The organism is Mycobacterium sp., from assembly GCF_004298145.1.
Lineage (GTDB): Bacteria > Actinomycetota > Actinomycetes > Mycobacteriales > Mycobacteriaceae > Mycobacterium.
In genome coordinates this window covers 237,314-251,549 of the sequence record NZ_SCRH01000038.1, presented here as the reverse complement: position 1 = coordinate 251,549, position 14,236 = coordinate 237,314, and the positions used below count along the sequence as shown (strand labels likewise).

Here is a 14,236-nt window from a genome sequence, read left to right as displayed (position 1 = left end):
CCCCATGCATGCCGAGACCGAGCAAGTCATCGAACGACCCAGTGACCTCACCGCCGCCTGGTTGGCCGCGGTGATCGGCACCGGACCCATCGCCGATTTCTCGGTCGAGCGCATCGGCACCGGCCAGATGAGCGAGTGCTATCGCATCCGGCTCAGCTATGCCGACGCCGACGGCGGGGAGCCGTTCAAACCTGGCGATGGCCCCGAGTCGGTGGTGCTCAAGGTCGCGGCCACCGACCCGGTGAGCCGGCAGACCGGGCTGGCTCTGGGACTCTACGAGCGGGAGGTCCGCTTCTACGGCGACATCGCGCCGCGGCTGGGTGGACCGATCGCGCCCTGCTACCACGCGGCGGTCGACACCTCGACGGGCGTGTTCGATCTGCTGCTGGGCGATGCCGGGCCGGCCGTGGTCGGCGACGAAATCGCCGGTGCCACAATCGAACAGGCCCGCCTCGGCGCCGTCGAATTGGGACGGCTGCACGGCCCGCTACTCGGCGACGCGTCGCTGGCCGAAGCACCCTGGCTCAACCGCGAGGCGCCGCTGAACCAGGCCATGATCACCCCGCTCTACGCGGGCTTCGTCGACCGCTACGGCGACCAGATCGCGCCGGAGCATCGCGTGGTGTGCGAACGCCTGGTGGCCTCCTTCGACGGCTACCTCGCGCAGGAGGCCGAGGCGTCCGGGCAGGGCCGCATCCAGGGCCTGGTGCACGGCGATTACCGACTGGACAACATGTTGTTCGGTACCGCGGGCGCCGACCGCGCGTTGACGGTGGTCGACTGGCAGACCGTGTCCTGGGGTCCGGCATTGACCGACCTGTCCTATTTCCTTGGGTGTGCGCTGCCCACCGAGGACCGCCGGGAGCACTACGACGCGCTGCTGCGGGCATACCACGAGGCGCTCGGCCCCGGCGCGCCCATCACCCTGGACGACGTCGCCGACGGTGTCCGCCGGCAGAGTTTTTTCGGCGTGATGATGGCGATCGTCTCCTCGATGCTGGTGGAGCGCACCGACCGTGGCGACCAGATGTTCATGACGATGCTGCGCCGGCACTGCGATCATGTGCTCGACACCGACGCGCTGTCGACGCTGCCGGCGGCGGTGGCGGCCGAGCCGCTGCGACCGTCGCCCGAGGACGAACTCGCCCACGATCCCACCGCCGAACCGTTGTGGAGCGAGAGCTGGTACGCCGACTTCGCCGACACCGCACAGGGATTGGGTGGCTGGTTCCGCCTCGGTCTGGTGGCCAACGAGCAGACCGCGTGGGTTCACGTGCTGTTGTGCGGCCCCGAGATGCCAACCGTCGCCGTCGACGCGCAGGTTGCGCTGCCGCCGGATCCGTGGGCGGTGCGCACCGACGAGTTCGAGCTCGCCCATTCCGCCGACGCACCATTACGGAGCTACCGCGTCGACGTGCGCGCGCGGGCCCAGGCCTACGCCGACCCCGCGGCGTTGCTGCGCGGCGAGACCGGCACGCCAGTCGAGATGACCATGAACCTGGTGTGGGACACCGACGGCACCCCGTATAAGTACGGGCTGACGACGCGGTACGAAATTCCGTGCACCGTCTCGGGCACCGTCACGATCGGCGACACCAGCTATCGCGTCGACTCGGTGCCCGGCCAGCGTGATCACTCCTGGGGCGTGCGCGATTGGTGGAGCATGGATTGGATTTGGAGCGCGCTGCACCTGGATGACGGCACCCATCTGCACGGTGTCAACATCCGCATCCCCGGCGCGCCCGCGTTCAGCATCGGCTACGCGCAGGACGCCGACGGCCGGCTCACCGAGCTGCAAACCGTCGACTCACGAGAATCCTTCGACGGCAACGGGTTACCGCTGGACGCGACGGTGACGCTCAACCCGGGCGAGATCACCGCCGACGTGAACGTGCGCGGCCAGGCGCCGGTGCGGCTCACCGCCGCCGACGGACGGGTCAGCCAGTTCCCCCGCGTCTGGGCCACGATCACCACCGCCGACGGGCGCAGCGGCGTCGGTTGGCTGGAATGGAATCGCAACCTCGGCGAACAAACTTAGGTGAGCCGATCGGCCCCCGTCGTGGTGATGGGTGTATCCGGATCGGGCAAGTCGACGGTCGGGGCGGCGCTGGCGCAACGTACACGGGTTCCGTTCGTCGATGCCGACACCCTGCATCCGGCCGCCAACGTTGCCAAGATGGCGGCCGGCGAACCGCTCGACGACGAGGACCGCTATCCCTGGCTGGAAAAAATCGGCGAATGGCTGGCCGGCCACCGCGACGGCGGTGTGGTGAGTTGTTCGGCGCTCAAAAGGAAGTACCGCGACCAGCTGCGCGCGCACTGCCCGGGCGTCGAGTTCCTGCATCTGTCCGGTTCGGCGGACCTGATCGCCGGCCGGCTGGCGGCCCGGCCCGGCCACTTCATGCCGGCGGCGCTGTTGCGGTCGCAATTGGACACCCTGGAGCCGCTCGGCCCCGACGAGGCCGGCGCGACCGTGGACATCGACCAAGACGTTGAGGCGATCATCGACGCTGTCTTGAAGGTGGGGCGCTAGGAGGGGCTGACGCGTGGTGTAGCATTATGCTACAGCTTGTAACGGTGTGCTGCATCATGGAGGAAGTCATGGCGGAGGCTCTCGATCGTGTCACCCGCGTCGCGTCCGACCTGATGGACAGCGCGGCGGCCGAGGGCGCCCGCCAGAGTCGTTCGGCCAAGCAGCAACTCGACCACTGGGCGCGGGTCGGACGCGCGGTGTCCAGCCAGCACACCGCGTCTCGGCGGCGGGTCGAAGCGGCGCTCGCCGGCCAGCTGGCGACCAGCGAACTCGCCGTGGAGGAAGGCGTGGTGTTCAACGCCGAGATCTCCGCGGCGATCGAAGAAAGCCTGGCCCGCACCAATTACGGGGCGACGCTGGCCGCCCAAGGGGTCACCACCGTCGCCCTCAACGAGGACGGCGACATCGTCGAGCACCGGCCCGACGGCGCCGCCGTGGTGCTCGCGGGCGAGCGCTGACCCGGGGTTCGCGGGCGCGGCCCGATGGATCGACTTGACTTGGTGGTCGGGCCGAACGGCGCCGGCAAGTCGACCTTCATCGCGTTCACCCTGGCGCCGCTGTTGCCCGGAAGCCTCGTGGTCAACGCCGACGAAATCGCGCGGCAGCACTGGCCGAAGGATCCGGCATCGCACGCCTACGACGCCGCGCAGATCGCCGCGGACACCCGCGCGAAGCTGATCGACCTGGGCCGGTCGTTCATCGCGGAGACCGTGTTTTCCCACCCGTCGAAGCTGGACCTCGTCCACACCGCCCACCGCGCGGGCTTCACCGTCGTCCTGCATGCGCTGCTCATCCCGGAAGACCTTGCCGTCGAACGTGTCCGGCACCGGGTGCGTGCCGGCGGCCATGACGTACCGGAAGCCAAGGTCCGCGAGCGTCATCGCCGCTTGTGGACACCGGTCACCGAGGCCGTCGCGCTATCCGACATCGCCACCGTCTACGACAACAGCCGCCTGCGCGGGCCCCGGATCGCCGCCCGGCTCAGCGGCGGCCTGACGATCGGTTCCCCCGACTGGCCCGCATGGACGCCGGAGATCTTGCGGTCGCGCTGGCCGGTCTAGTTCACGTGTGCGGTCGTCATCACCAGGGCAGCTTGCGGCGGCCGGTCTCGGCGAGCCCTTCGCCACGCACCCGTGCCGTGTCGGCCAGCTTTTCGCTGCGGTTGCGTGCCTGCTTCGCCAGTTTCTCGCTGCGCTTGCGCGCCTTCTTGGCCAGTGGTGCGGCGCGGTCGGCGGCCTCGTCGGCCAGTTCTTCGCTGCGCTTACGCGCCCTCTCGGCGAGATAGGCGGCCCGGTCGGCGGCTTCGTCAGCCCATTCCTCCCCGCGCTTGCGCGCCTTCTTCGCCAGCGGCTTGCTGCGCTCGGCCGCGGTGCTGGCTAGCTCGCGGCCGCGTTCGAGCGCGGTTTCGGCGTAGGGTGCACCGCGTTGTGCAGCCGTGCTGGCCAATTCGCGGCCGCGTTCGAGCGCGGCTTCGGCGTAGGGCGCACCCCGTTCCGCCGCCGTGCTGGCCAATTCGCGGCCGCGTTCGGCGCCGACCTGCAGGCCGTGTGCGATCCGATCACCCAGCTCGGAAAAATCGGCATCGAAAGCCGAATCGTCGGATCCGGGCCACGCCGACGACACCCGCTCCGAGAGCCGCTCGGCCGCCCGGCGACCACGCCACCCCAGCGACGGCTTGCCCGCGGTGTCCGCGGAGGCGATGAGAAGTCCACCCAGCAGGCTGAGGTCGGTCAGAAATTGCTGGCGTTTCTGAGCTTTGGCAGCCGGGTCGCTTTCATTCCAGAACGAGTGCGCCCCAAGGTTGGCCGGTAACACCGTCACCGCGAGTGCGGCCGAGGCGATGCGCGGGAGCTTGCCGGTGGCGAGCAGCAGACCGCCGCCGATTTGGACGGCCGCGGTGATTTGGGCGACCGTCTCGGGGTCGCTCGGAATGTTGCCGCTCACCGAATCCGGCAACGCTTGCAAGCCGTCCACTGCCGGCGCCGCCGCCTGGGCCGCCGATTTGGGATTGAGCAGTGAATTGACTCCTTGCCCGATGAACGCCACTGATAACAGGGGTCGCGCGATTCTCCTGATCACCATGGCCCGTGTATTACCCGACAGCTTGTCGAGCAAACCGTAACGCCGATATGCGCAGCTAGGGCGACGCAGCGGCGCACCCGGATAGGCTGGAGCATGTGCGAGCGTTGATCATCGTCGACGTGCAAAACGATTTCTGCGAGGGCGGCTCCGTACCGGTGTCGGGCGGGGCCGCCGTCGCGCCCGCCGTCAACGCTTATCTGGCCGGCGCGCCGGGCTACCGGTACGTCGTGGCGACCCAGGACTTCCATATCGACCCGGGCGACCATTTCTCCGAACGGCCGGACTATTCCTCGTCCTGGCCCCCGCACTGCGTCGCGGGAAGCGCGGGCGCGGAGTTTCGGCCCGACTTGGACACCACGCGCATCGATGCCGTCTTCCGTAAGGGCGCCCACTCTGCGGGATACAGCGGCTTTGAGGGTGCCGACGAGGACGGGACCCCGCTCCTGGAGTGGTTGCGGCAGCGGGGGGTTGACGACGTGGACGTGGTCGGCATCGCCACCGACCATTGCGTCCGGCGGACCGCGGAGGACGCGGTGCGCGCGGGTCTGACCACCAGGGTGCTGGTGGACCTGACCGCGGCCGCGGCGGCGGATTCAGCCGCCGCGGCGCTGGCGGAAATGGAATCCCTCGGCGTCGAGCTGGTGGGGGGACCGTAATGGTGGTGCCGGTGGACCGGGAACGTCTGCTCGCGGCGGTGGAGCGCTCGCCGCAGGCGGCCGGCGCGCACGATCATGCCGGGTGGGTGGGGTTGTTCACCTGCGACGGCCGGGTCGAGGACCCCGTGGGTTCGCGACCCCACGTGGGGCATGAGCAGATCGGCCGCTTTTACGACACTTTCATCGGCCCGCGTGACATCAAATTTCATCGCGACGTCGACATCGTCTTCGGCACGACGGTTCTGCGCGATCTCGAGCTCGAGGTGGCGATGGGTCCGGCCGTGACGATGTACATTCCCGCGTTTCTGCGCTACGACCTCCGAGAGGCCAACGGCCAGTGGCTCATTGGTGAACTGCGGGCGTATTGGGAGTTGCCCGCCATGATGGCGCAGTTCCTGCGAACCGGCCCGGGCGCGCTGAGCCCCGCCCTGCACCTGTCCAAAGGGCTCGTGACGAATCAAGGATGGCGGGGGACCGCCGGTTTCATGGCCGGATTCCGCCGGGTGGGTGCGCTCCACCAGCGGTTGGTGCGGAGTTTTTTCGCCGCCGTCGCGCGGGGAGACACGTTCGCTGGCGCGCGGGCGTTGTCATCCAGAGCCACAATAACTTTGGGTGATCGCAGCCCCCTTGAGCTGGCCGAACTGGTGGAGCAACTGGACGGGGCCGCCGCGACCAAGATAAACAGTGCGGGCTCGACGGTCGCGGTCTCCATCAACTCGGGCCACGGGCGCGCCATCATGTTCGCCGACGTGGCGTGGCGCGGCGACGCGATCAACCGGATCCGGTACTTTCCCGGCTGATCCACCCCTGTTCAGCGCACGACCATCAGCGCCAGCGCCGCCGCGGACAGGCACAAGAAGGCCCCGGGAAACGCGATGTTGTACAGCACGCGGGCTCTCAGATGGGTCAACACCGCACCGACGAAAAACAGAACCAGGCCGGCGGCGGCCGCGATTCCCAACTCGCGTGGGCCTAGCAGCCCGACCACGATCCCGGCGGCCCCGGCCAGCTTCACCGCGCCCAGCGCCGGTAACCACGAACGCGGCACCCCGACCCGCGCGGAGTTGGCCAGCACGAATCGCGCCGGAACGAAATCGGCGATAGCGATTGCGGCGGTGATCGTCGCGGTGAGCAGCGTGATCACGACAAGTGCGGTGTGCACGTCGATCAATCCCTTGTCGCGCAGCGATTTCCGCAGCAGCGAGTTGCGAGGTTGCCGAGCACACCGCGGGGCGCAAACGGTAAGGTCATGGTGTTGGTCTCCTTCGCAACAGGAAGTCCCTTGGATGCGGTCATCTCCTTGACGATTTCCGTGCAGAAAAGGTGACCCATGGGCGCAACAACGGATTTGGTGGCTCTCGCGCAGCGTTTTGACGCGGATCGACGACACCTGAGGTCGGTCGCGTTCGGACTGCTGGGCTCGGTGGCGGACGCGGACGATGCGGTGCAGTCGGCGTGGCTGAAGGCCAGTCGCGCGGACTTCGGGGCGGTCGACAACCTCTCCGGCTGGTTCACGACGATCACCGCGCGCGAGGCGCTGGACCAGCTTCGGGCCCGCAAGCGGCGCGCGGAGCGGCCACTCGCCGAACCCGACGAACTGGACCGGCTGGCCGGGACGGCGTCCGCGCCGGCCGAGGATGACGCGCTGCTGGCGGAGTCGGTGAGCAACGCGCTGCTCGTCGTGCTCGACCGGCTCTCACCGGCACAGCGCGTGGCTTTCGTGCTGCACGACATGTTCGCCATCCCGTTCGAAACGATCGCCGCGTTGTTGAACCGGTCGCCGGATGCCGCGAAGAAGCTCGCCAGCCGGGCCCGCGGTCGACTGCACGCCGGTCCGGTAGCCGAACCCCGCCGCACGACCCGCCACCTCGAGGTGGTGGAGGCGTTTCTGGCGGCCTCCCGCGGCGGCGATATCGCCGGTCTGCTCGAGTTGCTGGCTCCCGACATGGTGCGCACGGTCGACCGGGGCCTGGTCCCCGACGACGTGCCGACGACGTTGCGCGGCGCCGGGCAGGTCGCCGGGGAGACCCGCCGGTTCGCTCGGCGGGCACGCGCCGGTGCTGTCATGCTCATCGACGGGACACCGGGCATCGTGGTCGCCGCCCGGGGGCGCGCTCAGATCCTGCTGGTGATCGGCATCGGAGCCGACGATCGCATCAACACGATCGACATCACCGGCGATGCCGAGCGCATCCGCCGGGCGGTGCTGGCGCTGCCACGTTGGCCGATCCAGGAACATGACAACCTCATCGGGTACCAAGGACCTCAGACAGAGCCGGTCACGGGCCGGCGACGCGGCTAGACCGGGAGAGCCATGCTCGACAAGCCGTTCGGACGGCGCAGCCTGCTGCGGGGTGCCGGCGCGCTTTCCGCCGTGGCGCTGGCACCGTGGTCCGCCGGTTGCGCCCCCGACGACGACGCGCTGACCTTCTTCTTCGCGGCCAATCCGGACGAGCGTGACGCCCGGATGCGCATCGTCGACGAGTTTGCGCGCCGCCATCCCGACATCAAGGTTCGCGCGGTGCTGTCCGGGCCGGGCGTCATGCAACAGCTTTCGACGTTTTGCGTCGGCGGCAGATGCCCGGACGTGCTGATGACGTGGGAACTGTCCTACGCCGAACTCGCCGACCGCGATGTGCTGCTGGACCTGAACGCCCTGTTGGAGCGGGACAAAACGTTCGCCCGGCAGCTCAAGGCGGACAGCATCCCGGCGCTGTACGAAACCTTCACGTTCGACGGAGGACAGTACGCGCTTCCCGAACAATGGTCGGGTAACTACCTGTTCTACAACAAGCGCCTGTTCGCCGAGGCCGGGGTGCCGGCGCCGCCCACAACGTGGGAACGGCCTTGGGATTTCGCCGAATTCCTGGACACGGCCCGCGCGCTGACCAAGCGTGACGCATCCGGGCGCGCCGCGCAGTACGGATTCGTCAACACCTGGGTCTCGAACTACACGGCCGGCCTGTTCGCGATGAACAACGGCGTCCCGTGGTCGGACCCGCGGGTGAATCCGACCCACCTCAATTTCGACAACGAGGCCTTCCAGGAGGCCGTGCAGTTCTACGCCGACCTAGCCAACAAGCACCGGGTCGCGCCGAATGCATCGGAGACGCAGTCGATGTCCACGCCTAACCTGTTCGCGGTGGGACGGGCGGCGATCGCACTCGGCGGGCACTGGCGCTACCAGACCTATACGCGCGCCGAGGACCTTGACTTCGATGTCGCGCCGTTGCCGATCGGCCCGGCGCTGGCAACGGGACATGCGGCGTGTTCCGGCATCGGCGCCACCGGGCTGGGTATCTCGTCGACCAGTCGACGCAAGGAGCAGGCCTGGGAGTTCGTGAAATTCGCGACCGGACCGGTCGGGCAAGCGTTGATCGGCGAATCCTGTCTGTTCGTTCCCGTGTTGCGGTCCGCGCTCAACTCGGAAGGATTCGCCAACGCCCATCGAAGAATCGGCAATCTCAGTGTGCTCACCGAAGGGCCGGCCTTTTCGGAAGGCTTGCCGATCACCCCCGCCTGGGAGAAGGTCAAGGCCTTGATGGACCGCAACTTTGGTCCCATCCTGCGAGGTCGCCGGCCGGCGACGTCATTGGCCGGGCTGTCCCGTTCCGTCGACGAAGTGCTGCGCAGCCCATGATCTCGATGCGCTCGGGTGGTGCGGCCGCCCCGGTGGGGAAGGCGACCGAAAGGACCCCGAAAAACCCGAGCCCGTGGCGTCGGCACGCATGGGCGGGCCGGTTGTTCGTCGCCCCCAACCTGGTGGCGGTCGCGGTGTTCATGCTTTTTCCGCTGGGCTTCTCCCTGTACATGAGCTTTCAGCGGTGGGATGTGTTCACACCGCCGAAATTCGTGGGCCTGAAGAACTTCGGAGATCTCTTCACCTCGGATCCGCTCTTCCTGATCGCGATCCGCAACACGGTGATCTTCACCCTCGGGACGGTGGTGCCGACGGTCGTCATCAGTTTGGCCGTCGCCGGTGTGCTGAACCAGAAAGTCAGGGGCATCGGTATTTTCCGCACCATCGTCTTCCTGCCACTGGCTATCTCGTCGGTCGTGATGGCGGTGGTGTGGCAGTTCGTGTTCAACACCGACAATGGTCTGTTGAACATCATGCTCGGCTGGGTCGGGCTCGGTCCGGTCCCGTGGTTGGTCGAGCCCCGATGGGCCATGGCCTCGCTGTGCATCGTCAGTGTATGGCGCAGCGTGCCGTTTGCCGCGGTCGTCTTGCTGGCCGCGATGCAGGGCGTTCCGGAGACGGTTTACGAGGCGGCCAAAATCGACGGAGCCAGCGAGATAAGGCAATTCGTCTCCATCACGGTGCCGTTGATCCGGGGGTCGATCTCGTTCGTGGTGATCATCTCGGTCATCCACGCCTTCCAGGCGTTTGACATGGTCTACGTCCTCACCGGCCCCAGCGGCGGGCCGGAATCGGCGACCTACGTCCTGGGCATCATGCTGTTCCAGCGCGCCTTTTCGTTCCTCGAGTTCGGATATGCATCCGCGCTGGCGTGGGTGATGTTCGCCGTCCTGCTGGTGCTGACGGTGGTGCAGTTGAAGGTCAGCCATCGACGTTCTATGGAGACTTCGCGTGGGCTTAAGTGAGGGTGTCATCAGGCGCACCGCGGTGCGTGGCGGCATGGTCTATGCCGCGCTGCTCGGCATCGCCTGGTGCGCGCTGTTCCCGATCGCGTGGGCGGTGTCGGGCTCGCTGAAAACCGAGGGCGAGGTCAGTGAGCCCACGCTGCTGCCGGCGCACCCGCGATGGTCCAACTACACCGACGTGTTCGCGTTGCTGCCGTTCGGGCGGATGTTCTTCAACACCGTGGTGTACGCGGGATGCGTCACCGCCGGGCACGTCTTCTTTTGCTCGCTGGCCGGATATGCCTTCGCGCGACTGGACTTCCGCGGCCGCGATGCACTGTTCGTCGTGTATTTGGGCACGTTGATGGTGCCGCTGACGGTGACGGTGATCCCGCAGTTTCTCGTCATGCGGGCCCTGGGCTGGGTCGATACGCCATGGGCGATGATCGTGCCGGGCTTCTTCGGTAGCGCCTTTGGCACGTACCTGATGCGGCAATTCTTCCGCACCCTCCCCACCGATCTGGAGGAAGCGGCGATACTCGACGGCTGTTCACCGTGGCAGGTCTATTGGCGCATCCTGCTGCCCCATGCCAGGCCGGCGGTCATGGTGCTCGCGGTCCTCACCTGGGTCAATGTCTGGAACGATTTTCTCTGGCCGCTGTTGATGATTCAGCGCAACAGCCTGGCAACCCTGACCCTGGGTCTGGTCCGGATGAAGGGCGAATACGTTGCCCGGTGGCCCGTCCTGATGGCGACCTCGATGCTCATCATGCTGCCCCTGGTCATCATTTACGCGATCGCGCAACGCTCGTTCGTCCGCGGCATCGCGGTCACCGGGATGGGTGGGTGATCAATGGCCTCGGTGAGCTTCGAGCGGGCGACCCGGCGCTATCCGGGAGCGGATCGCCCGGCCCTGGACAACCTGGACCTCGTTGTCGGCGACGGCGAGTTCGTCGTTCTGGTGGGGCCATCCGGATGTGGCAAGACCACATCGTTGCGGATGGTGGCCGGACTGGAAACCGTGGACTCCGGACGCATCCGGATCGGCGACCGAGACGTCACCAATGTCGATCCCAAGGATCGAGACGTCGCGATGGTGTTTCAGAACTATGCGCTCTACCCGCACATGACGGTGGCCGAGAATATGGGTTTTGCCATGAAGATCGCCAAAATACCGAAGGCGCAGATCCGTGACCGGGTGTTGGACGCGGCGAAATTGCTTGACCTGCAACAGTATCTCGATCGCAAGCCGAAAGAACTGTCCGGTGGACAGCGCCAGCGAGTGGCGATGGGTCGCGCGATCGTGCGCCGGCCGCACGTGTTCCTGATGGACGAACCGCTGTCCAATCTCGACGCCAAATTGCGGGTGCAAACCCGCAACCAGATCGCCGCATTGCAACGGCGGCTGGGCACCACCACCGTCTACGTCACCCACGACCAGGTCGAGGCGATGACCATGGGTGACCGTGTCGCGGTGCTGCGCGACGGCGTGCTACAGCAGTTCGCCCCGCCTCGCGAGCTCTACCGAAACCCGGACAACGTCTTCGTGGCGGGTTTCATCGGGTCGCCGGCGATGAACCTGTTCACCCTGCCCATTGTGGATTCGGCTGTGTCGCTTGGTGATTGGCCCATCACACTGCCGCGGGAGATCGCCAGTGCCGCAAGCGAGGTCGTCGTCGGAGTCCGGCCCGAACATTTCGAGCTGGGCGGCTTCGGTGTCGAGATGGAGGTCGACGTGGTGGAGGAGTTGGGTGCCGACGCCTATGTGTATGGGCGAATCGCCGGCTCCGGCAAGGTAACCGATGCGCCCGTCGTCGCGCGCGCCGACGGGCGCCATCCACCGGAAAGAGGCAGCAGGGTGCGCCTGCATCCGGAGCCGGGACACCTGCACTTCTTCGGCGTGGATGGCCGCAGACTGTGTTGACCATGCTCACGGTGTTCGGCGTGCCATACGTGCGCGGCCCGGCCCGGTCCCATTAGGCTGGCGGCAGTGAGCGATGTGCGTGCCGACCTGGTGTGCGAAGGCGGCGGTGTCAGGGGTATCGGCCTGGTCGGAGCGGTGGATGCGCTCGACCAGGCCGGGTACCGATTTCCCCGTGTCGCGGGAAGCAGTGCGGGCGCGATCGTCGCAGCGCTGGTGGCGGCTCTACAGGTGGCCGGTGAGCCGGTTAGCCGGCTGGCCGACATCATGCGCGACATCGACTACCGGAAGTTCCTTGACCGCAATCTGATCGGACGAGTTCCGCTGATCGGCGGGGCGCTGTCCTTGCTGACGTCGGACGGCGTGTACCGCGGGGCCTACCTCGAACAGCTTCTCGGCGGCGTGCTCGGGGATCTGGGCGTGCGGACGTTCGGCGATCTGCGCACCGGCGAAGAGCCCGAACAGTTCGCGTGGTCACTCGTGGTGACGGCCAGCGATCTATCGCGGCGCCGGCTGGTGCGGATCCCCTGGGACCTCAGCACCTACGGCATCGACCCCGATGACTTCCCGGTGGCACGCGCGGTACACGCCTCGTCGGCCATTCCGTATGTGTTCGAGCCCGTCCGGGTCGGCGGAGCCACATGGGTGGACGGTGGATTGCTGTCGGACTTTCCGGTCGAGTTGTTCGACCGGCCGGATGCCGAGCCACGATGGCCCACATTCGGAATTCGTCTGTCCGCACGTCCCGGCATCCCGCCCACGCACCCCGTCCAAGGGCCGGTGTCGTTGGGGCTCGCCGCGATAGAGACGCTGGTGAGCAACCAGGACAACGCCTACATCGACGATCCCTGCACCGTCCGGCGCAGCATCTTCGTGCCCGCCGACGAGGTCAGCCCGATCGACTTCGACATCACCGCGCAGCAGCGCGAGGCGCTCTACCAACGAGGATTGCAAGCGGGCCAACAGTTTCTGCAGACCTGGAATTACCCGGACTATCTGGCGGCCTGCGGCGGCCCGGTGCGTAAATCACCGTGACGGACGGCGGTGGACCGTGCGGCGCCGCCTAACCGCGCGAACAACGAATCGCATGAACGCATCGCTGGACACGCTCGACATCATCCGGTGACGGTAGTTGGTTGGTGGCCCGGGTGATCTCCACCCCGATATCGACGGGGCTGATCGGCCAGACTCGACGCGCGATGAGATCGGTTGCGATGGCGGTGATGTCGTGACTGCACAGTCGGCGGCGGGTCAAAGCCACCAGCGGCACGTGATCGGGGGCCGGCACGCCGGTGGGGTAGCCGGCCCGCACGAACGCCACGATGCTGGTCACCCAATGCGACAAGTCCATACGTCCACCTCGCTAACCACCGCAAGTTGCGCATAAGCGGCAGTGCTTGCCATGGCTAGCAACGTACCATCGACGACGCGATCAGCCAGGCAACGCCACACAGTTAAAGGTATTTTTTATGGGCCGCCCGCGCCGGTGCGCCGAGAGTGATTTCGCCGACCATCGGCAGACCGTGGCGCGCCGTAACGCTGTTTGGCCGCAAGGCTTTCTAGTATTGCCGCGTGGTGGATCGCTATGGAACCGATGTTTTGGCCGCGGGGCGGCGCAAGCCCCGCTCGACCGAACACCCCGCCGAACTGGGTCTGGTCGTCGAGGACGTCGAAACCGGCTACGTCGGCGCGGTAGTTCGCGTCGAATACGGTCGAGTGGACCTGGAAGACCGCCGCGGTCATGTGCGTGGCTTTCCTTTGGGCCCTGGGTATTTGCTCGAGGGACGCCCGGTGATCCTCACCGCGCCGCGTCGGGCGGCACCGGTCGCCGCGACCAGGACGGCGTCGGGCTCGGTCGCGGTGCCAGGTGTCCGCGCGCGGGTCGCCCGCGCCAGCCGGATCTATGTCGAGGGCCGCCACGACGCCGAACTGATCGCGCAGGTGTGGGGAGAGGATTTGCGGATCGAAGGTGTCGTTGTCGAGCAACTCGGTGGCGTCGACGATTTGGTGGACATCGTCGCCGAGTTCGCACCCGGCCCGGGACGACGCCTCGGTGTGCTCGTCGATCACCTCGTCACGGGTTCCAAGGAAGCGCGGATCGCCGATGCGGTGCGACGGGGTCCGGGCGGCGCCGACACACTCGTCGTCGGTCACCCCTACGTCGACATCTGGCAGGCCGTGAAGCCGCAGCGGCTGGGGCTGGCGGTCTGGCCGCACGTGCCGCGGCAGGTGGAGTGGAAACGCGGCGCGTGTCAGGCGCTTGGGTTGCCCCATGCCGATCAGGTGGACATCGCCGGGGCCTGGCGACATATCCGTTCGCGGGTGCGCGACTGGAACGATCTGGAGCCGGCGCTGATCAGTCGGGTCGAAGAACTCATCGACTTCGTGACCCAGCCGGCCCGCTGACATCGCGGGCAGCGGACCAGGGCTAATGCCCGTCGTTTAGTTAGGCTACGCTAA

The 14,236-nt window shown here is 67.2% G+C and carries 16 protein-coding genes; 13 read left to right on the top strand and 3 right to left on the bottom strand.

Features of this window, described 5'->3' with window-relative positions:
- Positions 1–4 precede the first annotated feature (4 nt).
- The 4 genes from EPN51_RS14870 (at position 5) to EPN51_RS14855 (ending at position 3,594) form a co-directional block, all read left to right on the top strand.
- Positions 5–2,038, top strand: a complete 2,034-nt coding sequence (locus tag EPN51_RS14870; RefSeq protein WP_293043840.1) for a phosphotransferase — start codon at positions 5–7, stop codon at positions 2,036–2,038.
- Positions 2,039–2,533, top strand: coding sequence for a gluconokinase (locus EPN51_RS14865; RefSeq protein ID WP_293043838.1), 495 nt, complete (start codon positions 2,039–2,041; stop codon positions 2,531–2,533).
- 68 nt (positions 2,534–2,601) lie between these two features.
- Positions 2,602–2,991 carry a hypothetical protein gene (locus EPN51_RS14860; RefSeq protein ID WP_293043836.1) on the top strand — a complete coding sequence of 130 codons (390 nt, stop codon included), beginning with the start codon at positions 2,602–2,604 and terminating at the stop codon, positions 2,989–2,991.
- A 24-nt stretch (positions 2,992–3,015) separates the two neighbouring features.
- Entirely contained in the window at positions 3,016–3,594 is a 579-nt protein-coding gene (locus EPN51_RS14855; protein ID WP_293043834.1) for an AAA family ATPase, read from the top strand.
- Between the two features lie 19 nt (positions 3,595–3,613).
- Here the strand turns inward: EPN51_RS14855 and EPN51_RS14850 are convergent, their stop codons facing one another.
- A complete protein-coding gene (locus EPN51_RS14850; protein ID WP_293043832.1) occupies positions 3,614–4,615 on the bottom strand; it encodes a DoxX family membrane protein in 1,002 nt (333 codons plus the stop codon).
- A 95-nt stretch (positions 4,616–4,710) separates the two neighbouring features.
- Between EPN51_RS14850 and pncA the strand changes: the two genes are divergently transcribed.
- Together pncA and EPN51_RS14840 are read left to right on the top strand one after the other, a co-directional pair.
- Positions 4,711–5,271 (top strand): pyrazinamidase PncA, encoded by a 561-nt coding sequence (pncA, locus tag EPN51_RS14845; RefSeq protein ID WP_293043830.1) that lies wholly within the window; start codon positions 4,711–4,713, stop codon positions 5,269–5,271.
- Entirely contained in the window at positions 5,271–6,071 is an 801-nt protein-coding gene (locus EPN51_RS14840; RefSeq protein ID WP_293043828.1) for a ketosteroid isomerase family protein, read from the top strand. Before pncA ends, EPN51_RS14840 begins: the two co-directional genes overlap by 1 nt.
- A gap of 11 nt (positions 6,072–6,082) precedes the next feature.
- On the opposite strand, the gene EPN51_RS14835 is transcribed toward EPN51_RS14840, so the two are convergent.
- On the bottom strand, positions 6,083–6,433 hold the full coding sequence (locus tag EPN51_RS14835) for a DoxX family protein (protein ID WP_293043826.1): 351 nt from the start codon (positions 6,431–6,433) through the stop codon (positions 6,083–6,085).
- Positions 6,434–6,601: 168 nt separating this feature from the next.
- On the opposite strand from EPN51_RS14835, the gene EPN51_RS14830 reads away from it, so the two are divergent.
- The 6 genes from EPN51_RS14830 to EPN51_RS14805 are packed head-to-tail and all read left to right on the top strand — an operon-like array spanning position 6,602 to position 12,811.
- On the top strand, positions 6,602–7,573 hold the full coding sequence (locus EPN51_RS14830; RefSeq protein WP_293043824.1) for a sigma-70 family RNA polymerase sigma factor: 972 nt from the start codon (positions 6,602–6,604) through the stop codon (positions 7,571–7,573).
- Between the two features lie 12 nt (positions 7,574–7,585).
- Positions 7,586–8,911 carry a sugar ABC transporter substrate-binding protein gene (locus tag EPN51_RS14825; RefSeq protein ID WP_293043822.1) on the top strand — a complete coding sequence of 442 codons (1,326 nt, stop codon included), beginning with the start codon at positions 7,586–7,588 and terminating at the stop codon, positions 8,909–8,911.
- Positions 8,908–9,876: a sugar ABC transporter permease gene (locus tag EPN51_RS14820; protein WP_293043820.1), complete on the top strand. Its 969-nt coding sequence runs from the start codon at positions 8,908–8,910 to the stop codon at positions 9,874–9,876. Before EPN51_RS14825 ends, EPN51_RS14820 begins: the two co-directional genes overlap by 4 nt.
- Positions 9,863–10,705, top strand: a complete 843-nt coding sequence (locus tag EPN51_RS14815) for a carbohydrate ABC transporter permease (RefSeq protein ID WP_293043818.1) — start codon at positions 9,863–9,865, stop codon at positions 10,703–10,705. The genes EPN51_RS14820 and EPN51_RS14815 overlap by 14 nt, the downstream gene beginning before the upstream one ends.
- Positions 10,706–10,708: 3 nt before the next feature.
- Positions 10,709–11,779: a sn-glycerol-3-phosphate ABC transporter ATP-binding protein UgpC gene (ugpC, locus tag EPN51_RS14810; protein WP_293043816.1), complete on the top strand. Its 1,071-nt coding sequence runs from the start codon at positions 10,709–10,711 to the stop codon at positions 11,777–11,779.
- A 57-nt stretch (positions 11,780–11,836) separates the two neighbouring features.
- Positions 11,837–12,811, top strand: coding sequence for a patatin-like phospholipase family protein (locus EPN51_RS14805; RefSeq protein ID WP_293044085.1), 975 nt, complete (start codon positions 11,837–11,839; stop codon positions 12,809–12,811).
- A 28-nt stretch (positions 12,812–12,839) separates the two neighbouring features.
- On the opposite strand, the gene EPN51_RS14800 is transcribed toward EPN51_RS14805, so the two are convergent.
- A complete protein-coding gene (locus EPN51_RS14800) occupies positions 12,840–13,127 on the bottom strand; it encodes a DUF3349 domain-containing protein (protein ID WP_293043814.1) in 288 nt (95 codons plus the stop codon).
- Positions 13,128–13,348: 221 nt separating this feature from the next.
- On the opposite strand from EPN51_RS14800, the gene EPN51_RS14795 reads away from it, so the two are divergent.
- The gene (locus EPN51_RS14795; RefSeq protein WP_293043812.1) at positions 13,349–14,182 is read left to right on the top strand and encodes a DUF3097 domain-containing protein; all 834 of its coding nucleotides are present in this window, start codon (positions 13,349–13,351) and stop codon (positions 14,180–14,182) included.
- Positions 14,183–14,236: the final 54 nt, after the last annotated feature.

Coding starts and splice junctions, on each gene's coding strand:
- EPN51_RS14870 (WP_293043840.1), top strand. CDS start 5: ATGCATGCCGAGACCGAGCAAGTCATCGAACGACCCAGTGACCTCACC.
- EPN51_RS14860 (WP_293043836.1), top strand. CDS start 2,602: ATGGCGGAGGCTCTCGATCGTGTCACCCGCGTCGCGTCCGACCTGATG.
- EPN51_RS14855 (WP_293043834.1), top strand. CDS start 3,016: ATGGATCGACTTGACTTGGTGGTCGGGCCGAACGGCGCCGGCAAGTCG.
- EPN51_RS14850 (WP_293043832.1), bottom strand. CDS start 4,615: ATGGTGATCAGGAGAATCGCGCGACCCCTGTTATCAGTGGCGTTCATC.
- EPN51_RS14840 (WP_293043828.1), top strand. CDS start 5,271: ATGGTGGTGCCGGTGGACCGGGAACGTCTGCTCGCGGCGGTGGAGCGC.
- EPN51_RS14830 (WP_293043824.1), top strand. CDS start 6,602: ATGGGCGCAACAACGGATTTGGTGGCTCTCGCGCAGCGTTTTGACGCG.
- EPN51_RS14825 (WP_293043822.1), top strand. CDS start 7,586: ATGCTCGACAAGCCGTTCGGACGGCGCAGCCTGCTGCGGGGTGCCGGC.
- EPN51_RS14820 (WP_293043820.1), top strand. CDS start 8,908: ATGATCTCGATGCGCTCGGGTGGTGCGGCCGCCCCGGTGGGGAAGGCG.
- ugpC (WP_293043816.1), top strand. CDS start 10,709: ATGGCCTCGGTGAGCTTCGAGCGGGCGACCCGGCGCTATCCGGGAGCG.
- EPN51_RS14800 (WP_293043814.1), bottom strand. CDS start 13,127: ATGGACTTGTCGCATTGGGTGACCAGCATCGTGGCGTTCGTGCGGGCC.